Here is an 18,983-nt window from a genome sequence, read left to right as displayed (position 1 = left end):
CGGATTATGTGTGTTTTTGCCCGCATTTCCGCCTGTTTACGAGGCCGGCGAGAGCGTTGGGATTGTGGGCGCTGGGCGGCGAAAGGGAGAATTGTCGGGCTGGAATAAATTGTCTGTTAACACTATATTTAGTGTTTGCAGGCAGGTTCTGCGCTAGATAGTGTGAAGGTCCCTCAAGTGAGGGAATCGAAAAAAATCAGTTTTGAGGGACCCGTGGGGTTCGTCGGCGAGTTGGACAGGCGCTTCGCAAGGAGTTTTGACCAGCAGGGCGGACGGAGACCGCGAAATGGAGAGCCGGCCGTTTTCGGACGCCCGGCGAACGGCGGACATGCGCGTTTCGCATTGGGGGCAGAAATCCCCTGACGAAAGCGCTATATATAGACAAAAGGGACCGGACCAATGCGCATCGAGCGTCGCTTCACCAAGCCAGGCCAATCTGCCTATGCGGAGATCGAATTCCGCAAGGCGCTTTCGGAGATCAAGAATCCGGACGGCTCGGTGGTGTTCCGTCTCGACAATATCGATGTGCCGGCGCAGTTCTCCCAGGTCGCGGCCGACATCCTGGCGCAGAAATATTTCCGCAAGGCCGGTGTTCCCGCGCGCCTGAAGAAGGTCGAGGAGAACGACGTCCCCTCCTTCCTGTGGCGCTCCGTCGCCGATGAGGCCGAGCTTGCCAAGCTGCCGGAAGCCGAGCGCTACGGTTCCGAGATCGACGCCCGCCAGGTTTTCGACCGGCTGGCCGGCACGTGGACCTACTGGGGCTGGAAGGGCGGCTACTTCAAGAAGTCGGAAGACGACGCGCGCGCCTTCCGCGACGAGCTTGCCTACATGCTGGCCACGCAGCGCGTGGCGCCGAACTCGCCGCAATGGTTCAACACCGGCCTGCACTGGGCCTATGGCATCGACGGCCCAAGCCAGGGCCATTTCTATGTCGACCCGTTCACCGGAAAGCTGACCAAGTCGAAATCCTCCTATGAGCACCCGCAGCCGCATGCCTGCTTCATCCAGGGCGTGCAGGACGACCTCGTCAACGAGGGCGGCATCATGGATCTCTGGGTGCGTGAGGCGCGCCTGTTCAAATATGGCTCCGGCACGGGCTCCAACTTCTCGCTGCTGCGTGGCGAGGGCGAAAAGCTGTCCGGCGGCGGCCGCTCGTCCGGCCTGATGAGCTTTCTCAAGATCGGCGATCGCGCGGCGGGCGCCATCAAGTCGGGCGGCACGACGCGCCGCGCCGCGAAAATGGTCATTGTCGATGCCGACCATCCCGATATCGAGGAATTCATCGACTGGAAGGTCAATGAAGAGCAGAAGGTCGCCTCGCTGGTCACCGGCTCCAAGATCGTCAAGAAGCACCTCGAAGCGATCATGAAGGCCTGCGTCAACTGCGAAGGCCATGACGACGACTGTTTCGATCCCGCCGTCAACACCGCGCTGAAGCGCGAGATCAAGGCGGCCAAGAAGTCCGCCGTGCCGGAAAACTACATCTACCGCGTCATCCAGTTCGCCAAGCAGGGCTACACCTCGATGTCGTTCAAGACCTACGACACCGACTGGGATTCAGACGCCTACCTGACGGTTTCGGGCCAGAACTCCAACAATTCGGTGTCGCTGAACGACGATTTCCTGCGCGCCGTCGAGGATGACGCCGACTGGCACCTCACCGCCCGCAAGGACGGCAAGGTAATGAAGACGCTGAAGGCCAGGGATCTCTGGGAGAAGATCGGCTACGCCGCCTGGGCGTCGGCCGATCCGGGCCTGCATTTCAACACGACGATGAACGACTGGCACACCTGCGCCTCAGCCGGTGCGATCCGGGCCTCCAATCCGTGCTCGGAATACATGTTCCTCGACGACACGGCCTGCAATCTCGCCTCGATCAACTTTTTGCCCTACCGCAATGCCGACGGCACGATCGACATCGCTGCCTACGAGCATACCGTGCGGCTGTGGACCATCGTGCTGGAAATCTCGGTCATGATGGCGCAGTTCCCGTCGAAGGAAATCGCCAAGCTCTCCTACGACTACCGGACGCTCGGCCTCGGCTACGCCAATATCGGCGGCTTGCTGATGACGTCGGGCATTCCCTATGATTCCGACGAGGGCCGCGCCATCTGCGCCGCGCTCACCGCTGTTATGACCGGTACCGCCTATGCCACCTCGGCCGAAATGGCCTCCGAGCTGGGCGCCTTCCCAGACTACGACCGCAACGCGCAAAACATGCTGCGCGTCATGCGCAACCATCGCCGTGCCGCCTATGGCGACAAGGACGGCTACGAGAAGCTCGCCGTCAACCCGGTGCCGCTGGTCGCTTCCGACCTCAAGCAGCCCGAGCTTGCCGAGCACGCCAAGGCGGCCTGGGACCGCGCCATCGAGCTTGGCGAGGAGCATGGCTACCGCAATGCGCAGGCAACCGTGATCGCGCCGACCGGCACGATCGGTCTGGTCATGGATTGCGACACCACCGGCATCGAGCCCGACTTCGCGCTGGTAAAGTTCAAGAAGCTCGCCGGCGGCGGCTATTTCAAGATCATCAACCGTGCCGTGCCGGAAGCGTTGCGCACGCTCGGCTATTCCGAGAGCCAGATCGCCGAGATGGAGGCCTATGCGGTCGGCCACGGCAATCTCAACCAGGCCCCGGCAATCAACCCCGGCACGCTCAAGGCAAAAGGCTTCACCGACGACAAGATCGCCGCCCTCAATGCGGCGCTGAAGTCGGCCTTCGACATCAAGTTCGTGTTCAACCAGTGGACGCTCGGCGCCGACTGGGTGAAGGAGACGTTCGGCTTCACCGACGAGCAGCTCAACGACTTCTCGTTCGAGATGCTGCCGGCGCTCGGCTTCTCCCGGAAGGACATCGAGGCCGCCAACATCCATGTCTGCGGTGCGATGACGCTGGAAGGCGCGCCTTTCCTCAAGGCCGAACACCTCGCCGTGTTCGATTGCGCCAGCCCGTGCGGCAAGATCGGCAAGCGCTCGCTGTCGATCAACAGCCACATCCAGATGATGGCGGCGGCACAGCCCTTCATCTCCGGCGCCATCTCCAAGACCATCAACATGCCGAACGATGCGACGGTGGAGGACGCCAAGGGCGCCTACATGCTGTCGTGGAAGCTGGCGCTGAAGGCCAACGCCCTCTATCGCGACGGCTCGAAGCTGTCGCAGCCGCTGAACTCCTCGCTGCTTGCCGATGGCGAGGACGATGAGGATGAAGCCATCGAGCAGCTGATCGCCGCCCCTGCCGCGCAACGTGCGGTACAGATCACCGAAAAGATCGTCGAGCGCGTCGTGGAGCGTCTCTACCGCGACCGCGAAAAACTGCCGAACCGCCGCAAGGGGTATACGCAGAAGGCGGTCGTCGGTGGCCACAAGGTCTATCTGCGCACGGGTGAGTTCGACGACGGGCGCCTCGGTGAGATCTTCATCGATATGCACAAGGAAGGCGCCGCCTTCCGCGCGATGATGAACAATTTTGCCATCGCCATCTCGCTCGGCCTGCAATATGGCGTGCCGCTCGAGGAATTTGTCGAAGCCTTCACCTTCACCAAGTTCGAGCCGGCCGGCATGGTGCAGGGCAACGACGCGATCAAGAACGCCACGTCGATCCTCGACTATGTGTTCCGCGAGCTTGCCGTGTCCTATCTCAGCCGCCACGACCTCGCCCATGTCGACCAGTCGGATTTCGACAAGACCGCACTTGGCCGCGGCATCACCGAAGGCAAGGCGACGCCGTTCTCGAAGGGCCTGACCCGCGGCGTTTCGCCGGTCAAGCTGGTGTCGGGCGCCAGCCCGGAGCCCAAGGGGTTTGGCGGGGGTTCAAATCCCGCTCCCGCGCCCCCCCCTGCCCGGGCCGTTACGACGGCGTTCTCCGGTTCCAACGTGCTGGCGCTGAAGCCTGCCAGCGACGAGGCCATCGCCTACAAGCGCGACTATGAGGAGCGGGCAAAAGAACTGGTCGAGGACATCGTCTACGAGGAAGCCGCCGACCAGGCTTCGGGCGCTTCGGCGCTGTTCACCGACGCGGCGGCAAACGAAGCCGCCGAAGCGAAGGCGCTTGCCGCCACCCGTCGTCAGCAATCGCTGATGCAGGGCTACACCGGCAACGAATGCTCGGAATGCCACAACTTCACCATGGTGCGAAACGGCACCTGCGAGAAGTGCGATACGTGCGGCTCGACGAGCGGGTGCAGCTGAGGGCCGATGCCGCCTGGTGCCACCACACCCAAAGTTGGGTACCTGAAAGCCAATGTTGTGTGCTTGGAGCGGCCAAAGGGCCGCTCCTGAGAAAACCGAGAGGCGCGAAGCAACGGATCGCCTGACAAATGCGCCATCTCAGTTGCAACGAACGCCAAGCCCACTTTAAAAAGGCCCTGCCGTCGCGAGACGAATCCGCTAGCAGGAGTCCCCTACGCGTCCATTCCGGCGAGAAGCTCCTCGCCGAGTGTTTACCTCGACGAGATCGAGGTCTTGCTGGGCGCTGAAACCTCTCGGCTCAATTCCGGCCACTGCCAGCCATGCTGGCCATCAGGAAAAACGAGCTGAGGGCGGGAAAACTCTTCCCAACAAAAATCACGCGAGCGCACAAAAGGTAGCTGCAACACGCCAGTCCTAAGCGCGCCTCTTTCGAATCGCGTCATAAGTCACGCAAACAGCGCCGTACGCTGATTAAAACGAATTCGAGAAACCTCGCCAGAATTCAATCAAGCCGAAAGCCTGAAGCGCCAAACATGAGATGGCGACCTGTTATCAGGGGAACCTTGAGGATAGGTCCTTGCTCATCCCAGTCCTGCACCGGCGGCCCAGCAACGTACGGATGCATCTTCAGCGTGGTCTGCCAGATGGTGGGAAAGTCCGCACCTTTGCTGCGCGTAGAGTTGCACTCCCTGACAAGCTTTGAAACGACATCGGCCATTGGGTGGCGACCTCTCGATAAACTGCTGAATCTTCGAAGACACTTTGATCTCGGCCATCCGCATTGATCTCGATCAAATGGGCCGACTTTCTCGCCCGAGCGGCCTAACTTCACTGGCGTCTTTGATGCGCATCAAGGACGCGACTGCCATCGGCTGCCATTGTGTCGGCGATGAAGCGGAGCTCCATCCTATCGAAAACTCGAGATTGCAGGCGATACATGACCCCCGACAGCAACGGCACTCTTTCCACACGCACTGGATTTCGCTTCGAGATGCGCCGCGCGCGGCCCGAAGACGAGCCTACTTTGGCAGAGTTCTTTACCCATGTGACGCCGGATGATTTGCGGTTTCGCTTTCTCGGCGGGTTGAAGGTGGTCTCGCATGAGCGGCTCGTCGCGATGACGCGTTCGGACGATGCAGCTATACACAACTTCCTTGCCTTTTCGACGAACGGGTTGCTGATCGCCGTTGCGATGTTGGCATGCGATCAGCCTCGTCGGCATGGAGAAGTCGCGATCTGCACTCGCGAAGATCACAAGCACCTGGGCGTCAGCTGGGAGTTGCTCTCATACATCGCGAAATATGCTGAGGGGCTAGGCCTCGACACCATCGAGTCGATCGAGAGCCGCGAAAACCGCGCCGCGATCGAACTCGAGCGCGATATGGGCTTCACTGTGACGGCATATCCCGATGATCCGGCGCTTGTTCTGGTTCGGCGACAGCTGGGTTGCGCAGCACCTTCTTGAAGCAGCGGTCAGCGGGATACCAATCGAGTTGTGGATGAACATGCGACCACTCCGCAACCGGCGATCCGCGGACATCAGACGCGGCCCCTAGTTTCTACAAACGTCGTGTTCTTTGCGCTGGCGCAAAGAAGCGGCTGATCTCCTAGATAAGTAGACAATCGTGATCATGTTTGTTGGCTCGCCTGACTGGGTTCCGGGATATGTCGGAACCCGTTTCGTTGCCGATGCGGAAAATATCACCCGAAGGCAAAGAGCGTCGCCGTCGGTAGCAAGGAACAGCCAATGTCTCGCCAGTTGATCCTATTTTCATCCATCGCAGCTCTGCTGGTCGCCGCTTCAAGAGCATGCGCGCTGGAATATCCCATTGGCGAACCCAAACTGATGAGCGGCATGGAGGTTGCCGCCGTCTATCTGCAGCCGATCGAGATGGAGCCAGCTCACATCATGAGACCCGCGGCCGATTCCGATATGCATCTGGAGGCCGATATCCATGCCACGCGTGACAATGCCAATGGCTTTGCCGAGGGCGATTGGATCCCCAACCTTAGAATCGAATATGTGCTGATCAAGCTCGACGGCAATCAGAAGGTGGGCGGCGTTTTCATGCCCATGGTGGCCAGCGACGGTCCGCACTATGGCGACAACGTGAAGCTGATGGGGCCAGGCAAATACAGCCTTCAGCTTAGCGTTACCTCTGAAGGGTCCGACGCGTCCTCGCATTTCGGAAGACATGTAGACAAGGAAACGGGTGTCGGAGTGTGGCCCGAGACCTTTCACGTCGAATACGAGTTCACCTACGCCGGCGTCGGCAAGAAGGGCGGGTACTAGACCTGGGTCAGCTGCCCGCTTCGAATTTGTAGCTCATTCTGCATTGCCACCTTTCCGGCTCCTTGAGCGCAACGCAGAGCGACAAAACAGGACAGACGCCCGAAAATGACCGCCTTGCTCCATTCGACGCTGGTCGCCATTGCCATCTGCCTTCTGGCAACCGCGCAGCCTGCAGCCGCCGACGAATATCCGAGCTTCGTCGTCGAACTCAGCGATGGCGCGATCACGCCGCGATCAATCGAGGTGCCGGCCAACGCGCGCTTCAAACTGGAGCTTCGCAATACCGGCTCCAGTCCCGTCGAGTTCGAAAGCGTTGAGTTGCGCAAGGAGAAGGTGCTTGGACCCGGCGTGACATCCTTCGTCGTCATCCGGCGTCTCAGTCCCGGCGAGTATCAATTCTTCGACGATTTTCATCCCGGCATGCCGCCCGCCATGCTCATCGCCAAGGAGCCCGCGATCCAATGACCGCTCTCTTCGGACAGGTTGCCTTCGTGGTTTGGCGCGAGAGCATGGAGGCACTTCTCGTCGTCGGCATTCTGCAGGGATGGCTGACGCATCACGCCTGCGCGAGAGCTACAACCGGACGATATTTCCTTTGAGCCGGCGTCGCCGCAGGTATCACCGGGGCCGCATTCCTGGCTTTAGTCATCCTGTCCTTGGCGAGCCTGCTCGATGGAGACCGAGAAGATTATTTTCAGATCACCATGGCCGGACTGGCCGCCTTGCTCATTTTGCAGATGGTCGTCTGGATGCACAGGCAAGGCAGGGGGTTGAAGCAGGACCTTGAACGCAACGCAGAGCGCGCTCTGACTGGCCGCAACTGGTTGGGCCTTTTCTTCCTGGCTGCTATCGCCGTGATGCGGGAAGGCAGTGAAACGGTTGTTTTCCTCTACGGCCTTTTGGCATCGGCGAGCGAAACGACACTGCCCGGAACACTTGCGGCCGTCGTGGCGGGGTTTGCTTTTGCTGCCGCGTTCTACGGGCTGATTCAAGTGGCAGCCAGACGCTTCCCCTGGTCTATATTCTTCCGCGCCACGGAAATCCTTCTGTTGGCGCTGGCCGCATCACTATTGATAGCTGCTCTTGACCGCGCCATGGGGCTGGAACTCATCCCGCCGCTATCCGGATCTCTGTGGGATACGTCCTGGCTTCTGGACGATTCGGGCAAGCTTGGCGGCATTGTCGCCACCATGACAGGCTATCGCGCCCGGCCCGAACTGATGACGGTCCTGGTTTACGCGCTTTACTGGATCACCACCGTCGCACTGCTGCGATCAGCGCGGCCGCATCCCGCAAAATGCGCGCCATGACGATACGGGTCGCACCGCAACGACACGTTCAGCCCGTTCCGCCGAGCGACGTCTGGCAGAGGCTCGGGGATTATCTGCAGCGCAATCAACGGTCGATCCGGATCGCGCAATGGTCCGTCGTGCTGATCTACGCCATCCTGCTCGTCGTTCCCGTCTTCCTGCCTCTTCCGGACGACATGGCCTATTTGTGGAGCAATTTCACCCGCTTTGCGCAGTTTGCCTTCTGGGGTGTCTGGTGGCCGCTCGTGCTCTTGGGCACCGCGCTGGTCGGGCGGATGTGGTGCGGCATTCTCTGTCCGGAAGGAGCGATAACCGAATTCGTCAGCGGACGTGGGCTTGGGAGAGCGATCCCGCGCTGGATGATGTGGCCCGGCTGGCCCACGATCGCCTTCGCCTGCACAACGTTGTACGGCCAGATGACGAGCGTCTACCAGTACCCCGGTCCAACGCTCCTGATTCTCGGCGGCTCGACGTTGGTGGCCGCCGTGATCGGCTATCTCTACGGGCGCAACAAGCGCGTGTGGTGCCGCTATCTCTGTCCGGTCAGCGGTGTCTTTGGCCTACTGGCCAAGCTGGCTCCGCTGCATTTCCGGGTAGATCCGCCGCTCTGGCAACAGTCCCAGCTCTCCGGGATCAAGCCTGGGGCCGTCAAATGCGCGCCGCTGGTGCCGTTCCGGACCATGCGCGGTGCCGCCGACTGTCACATGTGCGGACGGTGCAGCGGTTTTCGTGGGGCAATCCGTCTGGCTCGCCGTTCGCCGAACCATGAGATTGTTCATGTTGCCGGGAACGCGGCCAAACCCTGGGAGACGGTACTGATCGTCTTCGGCCTCATGGGTCTGGCCGTTGGCGCATTCCAATGGTCTGTCAGTCCTTGGTTCGTTGCCGCAAAGCAGTGGCTAGCGGAGCGGCTGGTCGATAGCGGGGTGATCTGGCCGCTCGAAGCCACGGCGCCTTGGTGGATGCTCACCGACTATCCTCAGAGGAGCGATGTGATGACGCTCCTCGACGGGGCGCTGCTCGTCGGCTACGTGCTTGCGACGGCTATCGCCTGCGGCACGTTGACGGCATCGATGCTGGCGTTTGCCACGCGTAGCCTTGGTCCCTGGCAGCCGGCCCGATTTCATCACCTTGCCCAAGCACTGATACCCTTGGCCGGCGCTGGGGTCTTTCTCGGCCTGTCCGCGCTAACGGTCAGCCAGCTTCGTTCGGACGGCATCGAACTTTCATTCGTCGGCCCCCTGCGCGCCACGATGCTAGCGCTGGCGACTATCTGGTCCGGAGTGCTTTGTTGGCAGGTGACGGGTCTCTACAACCGGGACCCTGGCCGACGAGTGCTCGCGATATTCTTCGTCGGGTTGGCCATGATCGTCACCGACGTCGGCTGGCTTCTGCTTTTCTGGGTTTGGTGAGCCGGCATCATCTCACATGTGCGGTATGAGCATTCTACGAAAGGCCACCAGAAACAGACCGAAGGCGATAACCCACAAGGTGCTTGAAAGGCTTGTTAAAGCGGCGCCGTAGCTGGGCAGCAAGTCGACCAGAAAGCGCGACAGGCAGCAAATCGTCATCGCCACGAACGCGCCGGTCGCCGGAACCGAAGACGCGAAGGCGCGGCGGCTGTGCTTGCGGATCATGCTCGCCATGATGGCGAGGGCCATCGTGCCGATGGCACCGATCGTCCATGCATGAACCGCGGCCGCCTGTCCCAGCCATTCCGGTGCTAGAATGTGGATCGCCAGAAGTCCGAAACCCACGATGATCCAGCCATATCCTATGTGAAGGGCAAGAACCGTCGACGAGGCCGCGCTTCGCCAGCCATTCCATTGGGTTGCTCGCATCGCCTGGCCGCACGCGGCAAGCGCGCAGGCAAGGCCGGTGAGTTGTGCCTGCGGCGCAACAACCCACAAACCAAGGGCGCATGCCGCGATAGCCGCTGCCACGTATTCCAAAACGGCAGAACGGTTGACGGAGATTCGACCGCCCGCGCTCTCGACATAGGCCACCGTCAACGCCGGGACGACGCGTCCTCCGATGATCATGACAAGTCCGACGACCGAAGCCAGGGCTAGCCGCAGTGCAAATTCTACTTGGTAGGACGCCGCGGCAAGTATGTTGCCACCACAAAAGGCGAGCAGCAGAAACAATATCTTCAGGTTGCGGCGGTCGCGGCTGGCGATCACCCTTCCCGCCGCCATCAAGAGGACCGTCGAAACCAAAAGCGCCGAGAGGGCAAGCCCGGTCGAATGCGACAGGAACAGGAAAATCCCCCGGCTGCACAGCCATAGAGCAACGAGCAAACGCGTGGTGAGTGGCGACACCGCACGTCGGTCCGTCCATCGAGGCAGCGCCGTCAACAGGAACCCGGTCAAAATGGCTGGAACCATCCCGAACAGAAGCACGTCGCGATGCCAATCGCCGGGAGATATCCCGGTCGGGCCGATGGCCTGTATTCCGAACGCTGACGGCAGCCAGACCGCCGCGCCTACAATCGCGTCCAATCCCGCGATTAGAAAAAATGGCCGAAACGGCGCCGACATCTGCCTCTGCTTCGCGTCGAAAGCAAGCACACTCCCGTCGGCAACCATGCAACAATTCCTCTACGGGGGGTGACCGACACGACGCCTCGTGCCGCTTCTCAACTCGCAAGACCGGCGGTCGGAAAAAACTCAATCCGAAGGCAATACTGTCGGTGATCGATCTCCGTGTTTGTTCCAGCGCAAACAGGCTGCAAAATGGTCGATTATAATCAAAACAATTCTCGAGACCGGGTCTGCCGATTGGCAAGGCTCGCGGCGTCTGTTCGCGTTGCGACCGGCCGCGAAACGTCTGCCCTAGGAGCCAAGAAGATATGAAACAAAACATTCCATCGAGTAGTATTGACGGCTCCCGGCGCTTTGCTGACATGGCCGTTGTCGGCAGGCTGGCAAATTTGATCAAGGATGCCCGGCTCGACTGTGAGTGCCGTTCCAGGCTCGACGAGACGCTGGCGCGATTTACGGCTCTGGAAGTCCGGCGCGTGGCACGCGAACATCTTGCCAACGCCCGCAGTCAACGCGAACGCATCGAAGCCATTCTCTTCTTCCTGCAGGACCTTGATGAAATGGGAGCTGCCGAGCGGGATCGCAGCGTCTACATGGATCTCGCACTCCTGTTTGACGATATCGCGAGCACTGCAAAGGAAGGTGCATTTTCGATGCGGCAACTCAGTTTATCTCCGGTGCGGACGGGGCCATAGCTGATCAGCCGCAAGAGCTGGCGAGGGGCCGCAGGCGTCCCTACCGAACCTGTTCCGGCGATCGTCATCGCGGTCCGAACAGAGCCCGCTGCCACCTGCGGCATGAGTGAAACCAAACACATTTCGCAAAGGAGAAATCGCATGAAGAAATGCATGATGCCAACAGTCGCCATGGTCCTCTTCGCCGCCCCGGCGCTTGCGACGGGAATGCATTCCGGCACTCATGACGGCCATGAAATGATGACTATCGGTCAGCCGGGCATGGCGGCCAAAGTAGACCGCACCATCGCGATCAGCATGGTCGAGAACGAAGACGGATCGATGGCGTTCGATCCGGTTTCAGTCACTGTGAAAAAGGGCGAGACGGTGCGCCTGGCCTTCACCAATGAAGGCGAATACGACCACGAATTCGTCATGGATACGCATGAGCAGGTGATGGAGCACAAGGCCGGGATGGAGAGGCTTCCTCACATGGAACACGCCGACCTCAATGCGATCCGCATCAGTCCCAAAGGAAAAGGCGAGATCGTCTGGGCCTTCACCAGCGTCGGCAAGTTCGAGTTCGCCTGCCTGATACCGGGTCATTTTGAGCTTGGAATGAAGGGGGCCCTCACGGTCACTGCCAACTGAATCCTGGGGTGACCAGATCAGGTCGATCGGCGTGTGCGACCTCTTTTCGCAGAGCTCGACATCACTGCGCAGGTCGAGGTCTTCCTATCTCGACCAGCCATTCTGGCGGCCCCGGTCTAAGGCAAACCCAGATGTGTTCGCCAGCAAAGAACGCTTCGAACTGACGCCTGAGTCCATCAGGATCAAAATCGAGAACGACCACGAATGTCTGACCGGGTTCGAGTCCGTCGAACATTGACAATACGGCGGACTGCTTCCTTTCAGGTGGAAGTTTCCGTACGTCATATGTCGCGCCTTTCGGCTGCGGGAAATTCATCGCAATCCTTGCCCGTTGAGCCAATCCATCAGGACGATCACGCGGCGGCGACTTTCTTTTCGCCCCAACGCGTGAGCTTGTCGCCCGGGTCGACGCCCGCCCAGGCGACCAGCCGGGCAGCCATCTCGACCACCATTTCCTCAATCGAGGCGAGCTTGACATAGAACGGCGGTACTGGCGGTGCGATGACTGCGCCCATCCGTGCCAGTCTCAGCATCGCGTCGAGGTGTCCTTCATGGAGCGGCGCCTCGCGCGGCACGATGACCAGCCGGCGCTTTTCCTTCAAGCTGACATCGGCGGCCCTGGTGAGAAGGTTGTCGCCTAAACCGTGTGCCATAGCCGCCAAGGTCCGCATCGAACAGGGAACGACGATCATGCCATCCGTTCTGAACGAGCCGCTGGCGATGGGTGCGGCCAAGTCCTGATAGGAATACGCATGGTTGGCGAGGGAGGTCAGTTGGGCAAGGCCGTCGGTGCCGAGTTCATGAGGGATGGCCAATCGCGCGCCCTTGGAGACGACGAGATGCGTCTCCACCCCTGCCCTGACCAACTGACGTATGGTCTCCAGCGCGAGCACGGAGCCGGATGCACCTGTGACACCGATTATCAGCCGTTTGGTCATTGTTGCCCCTGAGCGGTTGTCTGCGAAAAAAACTCGTTCCATCTTTGGGACACCTGCTCCTCGATAGGAGCTGACATCCTCAGCTCCTTTCCCCACTCGCGAGATGTCTCGGATCCAATCTTGCGCGTCGCATCGAGCCCGATCTTTCCTCCAAGTCCCTCGAGCGGTGAGGCGAAATCGAGCTGGTCGATGGGGGTCCGATCCACCTGCATCAGATCGCGCGAGGGATCCATGCGGGTGGCGACCGCCCACATCACGTCCGGCCATGATCGAATGTCGATGTCGTCATCCACCACGACGACCATCTTGGTCATTGAGAACTGCGGCAGCAGGGACCAGAACCCCATCATCACGCGCCTGGCCTGTCCGGCATATTTCTTGGCGATCGAGATAACGGCAATCCTGTAGGAGCAGGCTTCGGGCGGAAGCCACACGTCGACGATTTCCGGTATTTGTTGGCGCAGGAGCGGCTTGTAGACGTCGAGCAGGGCCTCGCCGAGGACCGAGGGCTCGTCGGGCGCGCGCCCGGTGAACGTGGTCAGGTAATTTGCCCCGTCACGGACGCGAACGCGCTTGAGGTTGAATACGGGGTATCGTTCCGGCGCGTTGTAATATCCGGTGTGATCGCCGAAAGGGCCCTCCAGCGCAGTTTCTGTTGAAGAGACGGCACCTTCAAGCACGATTTCCGCACTGGTTGGCACGTGAAGCATGATGCTCTTGCAGGTCGCCAATCCGACTCGGCGGTTGTTGATCATCCCGGACAGGGCCAGTTCCGACACGCCTTCAGGCGCCGGCATCACCGAGGCGATCAACGTCGCGGGGTCTGCCCCGATGACGACCGCCACCGGCATCTCAAGACCCCTCGCCTGCCATATACGATGGTGGGTTGCTCCGCCTCGCATGGGAAGCCATCTTATGATCGCACGATCACGGGCTAGTACCTGCATCCGGTATATGCCCAGATTGTATGTGCTCGGGTCGTCCTCGCCAGGCGGGCGAGTAATGACCACTGGCCATGTTATGAGGGGGCCGGCGTCTCCCGGCCAACAAGTCTGGACGGGAAGAAGCGAAAAATCCGGATCGGCGTCTCGCCATTCTCCAGGCGGGGAGACGATCTTCGGCCGCGCCACGAGTGCACCGCGCGCCGCAGGCAACATCCGTCGGGCCTGACGAAGGTTCTGCGGGGCCTGAGGCGATCTCATCCACGCAAGGAGCGCGCCGAGGGTTTCCAGACCATGAAGGTCGGTGCCAAGGCCCCAGGCTACACGTTCCCGGGTGCCGAAAAGATTTGCGACGACGGAAAAGGCTGACCTGACGCCGCGATCATCGACAGGCGCCGTAAGGCGGAGCGCCGGGCCTTTCGAGGCAATCACCCGCCTGTGTATCTCGGTCAGTTCGAGGCTTGTCGAAACAGGCACGCCGACCTCACGAAGCTGCCCGTTCCGATCGAGGAACGAAAGGAATGAGCCGAGATCTGAAAACGAGGGAAGGCAGCGGTGATGCATGGCGAAATCCGGCCCGACCGGTTCGTCGGCGATCAATTTTGCCATCAGGACTGACGAAGAACTTTGCGCTAGCGCAAAGAGCGAACGATCCGTCCCCGCTATTTTCCCTTCTCACATCATCTCCGAGGAAGGCGATCGAGGCAGGGGATTTCACATGGCAGGCAATCTCATCAGCGAAACTGTCGGAGCTTGGCGGTCCGTACTTTCCTTTCTTGCGGACCGTCGGCGGAGCAGGGCAGCGACGAGAGAATTTTGGGCAATGGGTCGGGATGAATGCACGGGCATTCTGAATGACATCGGTCTGTCGCGAAGTGAATTCGACGACGCCATGCGGTTACCATACGCCTCGGAAGACCTGCTTTCTTCGGCGATGCGTTCAGTCGGCATCGATCCGGACAGTTTTCAATCACTGCAAGCCGCGCATTGTTTCATGTCACGCACCTGCATCACCTGCCTGCATCGCCGCCAGTGTCATGGTCACTTGGCCGCCTTCGATTTCGAAAGTCGCTATCAGGATTTCTGTCCCAACAGTGTGAATTTCGCGGACTTGCTAGCAGACGGACGCAGCCAGTCGATGGCCGGGAAAGCCTGTTGAACGATCCCATGTGGATAGGATGTACTGAATGATGACGATTAGCACGGAACCGACATTGCCGGCGGTCATTCGTCATCTTTTCCCGCCTTTTGCCGGACTTCCCCTCGGGCCATTGCTGACGCTATCCTTGCGCTCGATGGCCAGGCGACAGCCCCGATTGTTCGACCGCCTGGGCGAACATCGAACAGCTTGCTATTTCATCGACCCGGTCGACCTCGCCTTCGCATTTACTGTCGTACCGGACGCAGAGCGTTCGATCGTTCGTGTCGTCAGGAAAAGCGAGGCCGCGACATCAAGCGTCCAGATCAGGGGACCTATTCTGACACTGTTGAGCCTGCTCGACGGCACGCTGGATGGCGATGCGCTTTTCTTCAGCCGGATCATCTCGATCAGCGGCCGGACGGAGGCGGTGCTCGCGCTGAGGAACACAATCGAGGACGCCGAGCTTAGCCCCGCGGACTTACTCGGCCTGAGTGGCTTCCTGGCTCGTCTCGCCGATACGGGCATTCTCGGCGCATTGAGCGTCGCACGCCAAATGGCCAATCGAAATTCCAGACGCGAGGCACCGGGGGCATGACAAGCGGACGCATGGAACTTGTCTGCCCGGCCGGAACCCCCGCTACATTGAGGGCAGCCGTCCAGGCGGGCGCGGACGCAGTCTATTGCGGATTTCGCGACGAAACGAATGCCCGGAATTTCCCAGGTCTCAACTTCTCCGGCGAAGAACTGGCCGAGGCTGTACGCTTCGCGCATGACCATGGCAGCAAGGTCCTGGTGGCCATCAATACCTTCGCGCGCGTCAACGATGTGGACCTGTGGAAAAAGGCAGCGGACACAGCGGCCGAATGCGGCGCAAACGCCATCATCGCGGCGGATATAGCCGTCCTCGACCACGTCGCGAAGAACCACAAGCAAATCCGGCTTCATCTTTCGGTGCAGGCTGCGGCGGCAACGCCGGAAGCGATTGGATTCTATGCGGATAGCTTCGGCGTCCGTCGCGTCGTCCTGCCGCGGGTGCTTTCGGTCCAGGAGATCGCGGCGCTCAATCGTGCGATCGAAGTGGAAACGGAAGCATTCGTGTTCGGCGGCCTTTGCGTGATGATCGAAGGCCGATGCTATCTCTCTTCATACGCGACGGGAAAATCGCCAAATCTGAATGGCGTCTGTTCGCCACCCGAAATGGTGAGTTACGACGACGAGCCGAACAGCACGGCAGCACGGCTTTCAGGGTTCACGATCGACCGCTATGAGCCCGGCGAGCCAGTAGGCTACCCCACTTTGTGCAAGGGCAAATTCAAGGCCGGCGGCAAGACCTCCTATTTGTTCGAGGACCCCGTCAGCCTGAACGCCGGCGGGATGATTGCCGGGTTGAAAGCCGCCGGCGTAACCGCCTTGAAGATCGAAGGACGCCAGCGTGGCAAAGGTTACGTCACGGAAGTGGTCCGCGCCTTCCGGAAGGCCGTCGACGCCGTCGAGCAAGGTGGCGACGCGACCGAGATCGATCGGATTCTTGCTAGCCAGTCGGAAGGTTCCCGGCAGACGGCAGGAGCGTACAGCAAGAAGTGGAGATAGGACCTTGTCCGGAATTGCGTTGACGCTTGGGCCGGTCTTCTTCCATTGGTCGCCCGGCCTCCTCTCGGATTTCTATCGCAGGATAGCAGACGAGGCTCCGATCGACCGGGTCCATGTCGGCGAAGTTGTCTGTGGCAAGCGGATGCCGTTTTCCGACCCTGTGTGGCCTGAGATCATCGAACGCCTCGAGCGCGCCGGAAAGGAAGTGGTGCTGTCCACGCTGGCGGCGCCGGCAACCGTTCGGGAACGCAGAAGCATCGAAGACCTCTGCGGCGACGATCGGCTGGTCGAGATCAACGATGCCACCGCCCTGCCATCACGCGCTGGCAAGCCCTTCGTGACTGGTCCGTTCCTGAATGTCTACAACGAGGCTTCCGCGCGATTCCTGATCCAACGCGGCGCCCGAACGATATGCCCGCCAGTGGAATTGTCGCTCGCGGCTGTCGGCGCCATGGCCGGCGCGTGTCCCGAGTCGGAATTCGAGGTGTTCGTCTTCGGTCGGTTGCCGCTGGCGCTCTCCGGCCGATGCTACCACGCGCGCATCCACGGCCTTCACAAGGATTCCTGCCAATTTACGTGCGAGAAGGATCCGGATGGCTTGGCGGTCGATACACTCGACGACCAGCAGTTCCTCGCGATCAATGGCGTGCAGACGCTCTCCAACCAGGTGCAGGCCTTCTGCCCCGCACCTGCGGATCTCATCTCCAGAGGCGTCCGGCGTATACGCCTGTCTCCACACACGTGCGACATGGTCGAGGTGGCAAAGACCCATAGAGCGCTTGCCGACGGGAGAGAGGATCCCGAGGCCGCCCGCTTTATCCTCTCGTGCCTTGATCTGCCCGGCACACTGGTCGACGGATACGCCCTTGCCAAACCCGGCTGGCAAGCAGCCACTTCGATCTGAAGCCCGGTTTCGAACGGAAAACATGGCCCAGATTGCGATCGTCACGGTATCGGACCGTGCAAGCCGAGGCGAGTATGAAGACCTTGGCGGGCCCGCCATCGAGCGCTGGCTTCGCCGTGTCGTGGCATCGCCGTGCGTCTTCATCCGTCGCATAGTCCCTGACGGCGTGGAAAGTGTCCAGGATGTGCTCATCGAGCTTTGCGACCAATGCGACGTTGATCTTATCCTGACGACTGGAGGAACCGGTCCCTCTCCGAGAGACCTTACCCCAGAGGCCATGCAGCAGGTCATCACCAAGGAACTTCCCGGTTTTGGCGAACTCATGCGGCAGGCGAGCTTGCGGCAAGTCCGCACGGCCATTCTTTCACGTCAGACTGCTGGAGTGCGCGGCCGTTCGCTGATCATAAACCTGCCCGGCAAGCCGGCTTCGATCGACGTGTGCCTCAACGCCGTCTTTCCTGCCGTGCCGTACTGTCTCGAACTGATCGGAGCAGCGCCAATCATACCAGATCCAGCGATGTTCGGATGATCTCGCGCCGACAGCGCTCCAGCCGCTGGCGAGGAACCCTCCTCGCCTTTGATTTCGAAGATTTGACCTAGGCGGCCGCCAGACCAGTCGGTGGCGACGAAAAGGAAGGCCTGCAAAGTGCCGCCGGACGTTGGGCTGGTCATCAGCTGCCGCAACAACAATCGCAGCCAGACGATTGCGGTCTGCTGATTTCGACGCGCCAGACCTCGGGCCCTCGCTCAAGGTATTCCCAAGCGAATACGCCGGGATATCTGGCCTCGATCTGATAGTGCAGAGGTCGTGGGTCGTGGTCGTTGACTATGATGAAAGAAGACCCCTCGGCCAATGCGGTCGCTACCCCGAAGATTCGCGGGTGACGATCTATCGGGGGGATGGTCCGCACGTCGATCAAGAGTGTCGATGCAAGTTCTGGGTCTGCCATGTCGATTGAATTCCCGGCCGCCAGAAACGTTGGAGCCAGGAGACGGCGGCGATGGTCGATCCCGGCGCGAAAATCTACCCCGTGGTCAGCCGGCCTATTTGTCGAAACGCAAACAATTCCGAGAATCCTGGAGGACCGGGAAATTGCCGCTCGTTGGCATTTCGCAAAGAGCCGTGCGGCGAACCGACAGCATGACTGACGTTCCATCTGAGTAGGAAAGTTCCCTTGCTCGTCCATCCTGAGAAAATAGGAGATGTGCCGCACCACGATCACGAAAACGGACGAACCTATTCTCGATTATCTCGCCATCTTGCGGGAGGAGATTCACTTGGTAACCGATCACGGCAGAGCCGCCTGACAAAACGGGCAATTAGACTGGTTCCTTTGCCGCCTATCCGCGCTCCCCAATTCAAGACTTGACGTGCGTCCATAGAGCGTCTTGCGACAGGACATATGCGTCTACGCCATCGAGGCGTCGGACCGCACCGGCAATTCTCTCCACGTCCATCAAGCTGAAGCCGGTCGACAGTGCATCCGCAATCGTGGCAGTCGGCGCGACGACGCTCAGGCTCGCATAGCGTTGCGGAGTGGATCCGGTTCGCGGATCGATAATATGGGTGAACCGGCCGTCTTCATCGAACTGAAAGCCGGCCGGGCTCGAGGTGGCGACGGCGCTGTCCGTCAGCGGCAGGACTTTCAGAACCGAATCGGAATTGGAGGGATCAGTTATGCCAATGCGCCAAGGCCGGTCCTCCACGGTTGGGAATTCAGGTTAACGGAGATTTTCGGGCATTTTGCATTGACGTTCGGGTGTGATTCGCTGGGTGCTGTGATTCGGTTGGGAGCACTGCGATGGA

The 18,983-nt window shown here is 60.4% G+C and carries 19 protein-coding genes and 1 pseudogene; 13 read left to right on the top strand and 7 right to left on the bottom strand.

What is annotated here, in order from left to right; translation table 11 throughout:
* Positions 1-399 precede the first annotated feature (399 nt).
* A complete protein-coding gene (locus NKI49_RS19755; protein WP_352601987.1) occupies positions 400-4,191 on the top strand; it encodes a vitamin B12-dependent ribonucleotide reductase in 3,792 nt (1,263 codons plus the stop codon).
* Positions 4,192-4,693: 502 nt separating this feature from the next.
* On the opposite strand, the gene NKI49_RS19750 is transcribed toward NKI49_RS19755, so the two are convergent.
* Positions 4,694-4,909 carry a hypothetical protein gene (locus NKI49_RS19750; protein ID WP_352601989.1) on the bottom strand — a complete coding sequence of 72 codons (216 nt, stop codon included), beginning with the start codon at positions 4,907-4,909 and terminating at the stop codon, positions 4,694-4,696.
* A gap of 219 nt (positions 4,910-5,128) precedes the next feature.
* On the opposite strand from NKI49_RS19750, the gene NKI49_RS19745 reads away from it, so the two are divergent.
* From NKI49_RS19745 to NKI49_RS19725, 5 genes and pseudogenes are all read left to right on the top strand, one after another.
* A complete protein-coding gene (locus NKI49_RS19745; protein WP_352601991.1) occupies positions 5,129-5,656 on the top strand; it encodes a GNAT family N-acetyltransferase in 528 nt (175 codons plus the stop codon).
* 282 nt (positions 5,657-5,938) lie between these two features.
* On the top strand, positions 5,939-6,484 hold the full coding sequence (locus NKI49_RS19740; RefSeq protein ID WP_352601993.1) for an iron transporter: 546 nt from the start codon (positions 5,939-5,941) through the stop codon (positions 6,482-6,484).
* A 105-nt stretch (positions 6,485-6,589) separates the two neighbouring features.
* The gene (locus NKI49_RS19735) at positions 6,590-6,949 is read left to right on the top strand and encodes a cupredoxin domain-containing protein (RefSeq protein ID WP_352601995.1); all 360 of its coding nucleotides are present in this window, start codon (positions 6,590-6,592) and stop codon (positions 6,947-6,949) included.
* 146 nt (positions 6,950-7,095) lie between these two features.
* A pseudogene (locus NKI49_RS19730) lies at positions 7,096-7,794 on the top strand (FTR1 family iron permease); the annotation flags it as partial.
* A complete protein-coding gene (locus NKI49_RS19725; RefSeq protein ID WP_502899518.1) occupies positions 7,791-9,206 on the top strand; it encodes a 4Fe-4S binding protein in 1,416 nt (471 codons plus the stop codon). The pseudogene NKI49_RS19730 and the gene NKI49_RS19725, both read left to right, overlap by 4 nt.
* Before the next feature lie 12 nt (positions 9,207-9,218).
* Here NKI49_RS19725 and NKI49_RS19720 read toward each other — a convergent pair whose 3' ends face one another.
* Positions 9,219-10,382 (bottom strand): NnrS family protein, encoded by a 1,164-nt coding sequence (locus NKI49_RS19720; RefSeq protein WP_352601999.1) that lies wholly within the window; start codon positions 10,380-10,382, stop codon positions 9,219-9,221.
* A 263-nt stretch (positions 10,383-10,645) separates the two neighbouring features.
* On the opposite strand from NKI49_RS19720, the gene NKI49_RS19715 reads away from it, so the two are divergent.
* Together NKI49_RS19715 and NKI49_RS19710 are read left to right on the top strand one after the other, a co-directional pair.
* Entirely contained in the window at positions 10,646-11,032 is a 387-nt protein-coding gene (locus NKI49_RS19715) for a hypothetical protein (protein ID WP_352602001.1), read from the top strand.
* A gap of 141 nt (positions 11,033-11,173) precedes the next feature.
* Positions 11,174-11,662: a cupredoxin domain-containing protein gene (locus NKI49_RS19710; RefSeq protein ID WP_352602003.1), complete on the top strand. Its 489-nt coding sequence runs from the start codon at positions 11,174-11,176 to the stop codon at positions 11,660-11,662.
* Positions 11,663-11,723: 61 nt separating this feature from the next.
* On the opposite strand, the gene NKI49_RS19705 is transcribed toward NKI49_RS19710, so the two are convergent.
* From NKI49_RS19705 to NKI49_RS19695, 3 genes are read right to left on the bottom strand one after another with little or no spacing between them, the layout of a single operon-like run.
* The gene (locus NKI49_RS19705; RefSeq protein WP_352602005.1) at positions 11,724-11,978 is read right to left on the bottom strand and encodes a DUF2249 domain-containing protein; all 255 of its coding nucleotides are present in this window, start codon (positions 11,976-11,978) and stop codon (positions 11,724-11,726) included.
* A 37-nt stretch (positions 11,979-12,015) separates the two neighbouring features.
* Complete coding sequence (locus NKI49_RS19700; RefSeq protein WP_352602008.1) at positions 12,016-12,600, bottom strand: UbiX family flavin prenyltransferase; 585 nt, start codon at positions 12,598-12,600, stop codon at positions 12,016-12,018.
* Positions 12,597-14,150 (bottom strand): UbiD family decarboxylase, encoded by a 1,554-nt coding sequence (locus NKI49_RS19695; RefSeq protein WP_502899516.1) that lies wholly within the window; start codon positions 14,148-14,150, stop codon positions 12,597-12,599. The genes NKI49_RS19700 and NKI49_RS19695 overlap by 4 nt, the downstream gene beginning before the upstream one ends.
* Before the next feature lie 109 nt (positions 14,151-14,259).
* Here NKI49_RS19695 and NKI49_RS19690 point away from each other — a divergent pair, with 109 nt between their 5' ends.
* From NKI49_RS19690 to mog, 5 genes are read left to right on the top strand one after another with little or no spacing between them, the layout of a single operon-like run.
* On the top strand, positions 14,260-14,700 hold the full coding sequence (locus NKI49_RS19690) for a hypothetical protein (protein WP_352602010.1): 441 nt from the start codon (positions 14,260-14,262) through the stop codon (positions 14,698-14,700).
* A 28-nt stretch (positions 14,701-14,728) separates the two neighbouring features.
* The gene (ubiT, locus tag NKI49_RS19685; protein ID WP_352602012.1) at positions 14,729-15,277 is read left to right on the top strand and encodes a ubiquinone anaerobic biosynthesis accessory factor UbiT; all 549 of its coding nucleotides are present in this window, start codon (positions 14,729-14,731) and stop codon (positions 15,275-15,277) included.
* A complete protein-coding gene (gene ubiU, locus NKI49_RS19680) occupies positions 15,274-16,272 on the top strand; it encodes a ubiquinone anaerobic biosynthesis protein UbiU (RefSeq protein WP_352602015.1) in 999 nt (332 codons plus the stop codon). Before ubiT ends, ubiU begins: the two co-directional genes overlap by 4 nt.
* A gap of 4 nt (positions 16,273-16,276) precedes the next feature.
* Entirely contained in the window at positions 16,277-17,176 is a 900-nt protein-coding gene (gene ubiV / locus NKI49_RS19675; protein WP_352602017.1) for a ubiquinone anaerobic biosynthesis protein UbiV, read from the top strand.
* A 22-nt stretch (positions 17,177-17,198) separates the two neighbouring features.
* Positions 17,199-17,705, top strand: a complete 507-nt coding sequence (gene mog / locus NKI49_RS19670) for a molybdopterin adenylyltransferase (protein ID WP_352602019.1) — start codon at positions 17,199-17,201, stop codon at positions 17,703-17,705.
* A 142-nt stretch (positions 17,706-17,847) separates the two neighbouring features.
* Here mog and NKI49_RS19665 read toward each other — a convergent pair whose 3' ends face one another.
* A complete protein-coding gene (locus NKI49_RS19665) occupies positions 17,848-18,126 on the bottom strand; it encodes a DUF2249 domain-containing protein (protein WP_352602021.1) in 279 nt (92 codons plus the stop codon).
* Positions 18,127-18,535: 409 nt separating this feature from the next.
* Positions 18,536-18,883, bottom strand: coding sequence for an FAD:protein FMN transferase (locus NKI49_RS19660; RefSeq protein WP_352695731.1), 348 nt, complete (start codon positions 18,881-18,883; stop codon positions 18,536-18,538).
* Between the last annotated feature and the right edge of the window lie 100 nt (positions 18,884-18,983).

It is taken from the genome of Mesorhizobium sp. M0587 (genome assembly GCF_040320945.1).
In the GTDB taxonomy this organism is placed as follows: domain Bacteria; phylum Pseudomonadota; class Alphaproteobacteria; order Rhizobiales; family Rhizobiaceae; genus Mesorhizobium.
This window is presented reverse-complemented; position numbering and strand designations above follow the sequence as displayed.

Excerpts from the sequence above, each read along its gene's own strand:
- NKI49_RS19755 (WP_352601987.1), top strand. The coding sequence starts at position 400 with ATGCGCATCGAGCGTCGCTTCACCAAGCCAGGCCAATCTGCCTATGCG.
- NKI49_RS19750 (WP_352601989.1), bottom strand. The coding sequence starts at position 4,909 with ATGGCCGATGTCGTTTCAAAGCTTGTCAGGGAGTGCAACTCTACGCGC.
- NKI49_RS19745 (WP_352601991.1), top strand. The coding sequence starts at position 5,129 with ATGACCCCCGACAGCAACGGCACTCTTTCCACACGCACTGGATTTCGC.
- NKI49_RS19740 (WP_352601993.1), top strand. The coding sequence starts at position 5,939 with ATGTCTCGCCAGTTGATCCTATTTTCATCCATCGCAGCTCTGCTGGTC.
- NKI49_RS19735 (WP_352601995.1), top strand. The coding sequence starts at position 6,590 with ATGACCGCCTTGCTCCATTCGACGCTGGTCGCCATTGCCATCTGCCTT.
- NKI49_RS19725 (WP_502899518.1), top strand. The coding sequence starts at position 7,791 with ATGACGATACGGGTCGCACCGCAACGACACGTTCAGCCCGTTCCGCCG.
- NKI49_RS19720 (WP_352601999.1), bottom strand. The coding sequence starts at position 10,382 with ATGGTTGCCGACGGGAGTGTGCTTGCTTTCGACGCGAAGCAGAGGCAG.
- NKI49_RS19715 (WP_352602001.1), top strand. The coding sequence starts at position 10,646 with ATGAAACAAAACATTCCATCGAGTAGTATTGACGGCTCCCGGCGCTTT.
- NKI49_RS19710 (WP_352602003.1), top strand. The coding sequence starts at position 11,174 with ATGAAGAAATGCATGATGCCAACAGTCGCCATGGTCCTCTTCGCCGCC.
- NKI49_RS19705 (WP_352602005.1), bottom strand. The coding sequence starts at position 11,978 with ATGAATTTCCCGCAGCCGAAAGGCGCGACATATGACGTACGGAAACTT.
- NKI49_RS19700 (WP_352602008.1), bottom strand. The coding sequence starts at position 12,600 with ATGACCAAACGGCTGATAATCGGTGTCACAGGTGCATCCGGCTCCGTG.
- NKI49_RS19695 (WP_502899516.1), bottom strand. The coding sequence starts at position 14,150 with ATGGCAAAATTGATCGCCGACGAACCGGTCGGGCCGGATTTCGCCATG.
- NKI49_RS19690 (WP_352602010.1), top strand. The coding sequence starts at position 14,260 with ATGGCAGGCAATCTCATCAGCGAAACTGTCGGAGCTTGGCGGTCCGTA.
- ubiT (WP_352602012.1), top strand. The coding sequence starts at position 14,729 with ATGATGACGATTAGCACGGAACCGACATTGCCGGCGGTCATTCGTCAT.
- ubiU (WP_352602015.1), top strand. The coding sequence starts at position 15,274 with ATGACAAGCGGACGCATGGAACTTGTCTGCCCGGCCGGAACCCCCGCT.
- mog (WP_352602019.1), top strand. The coding sequence starts at position 17,199 with ATGGCCCAGATTGCGATCGTCACGGTATCGGACCGTGCAAGCCGAGGC.
- NKI49_RS19665 (WP_352602021.1), bottom strand. The coding sequence starts at position 18,126 with ATGGCAGACCCAGAACTTGCATCGACACTCTTGATCGACGTGCGGACC.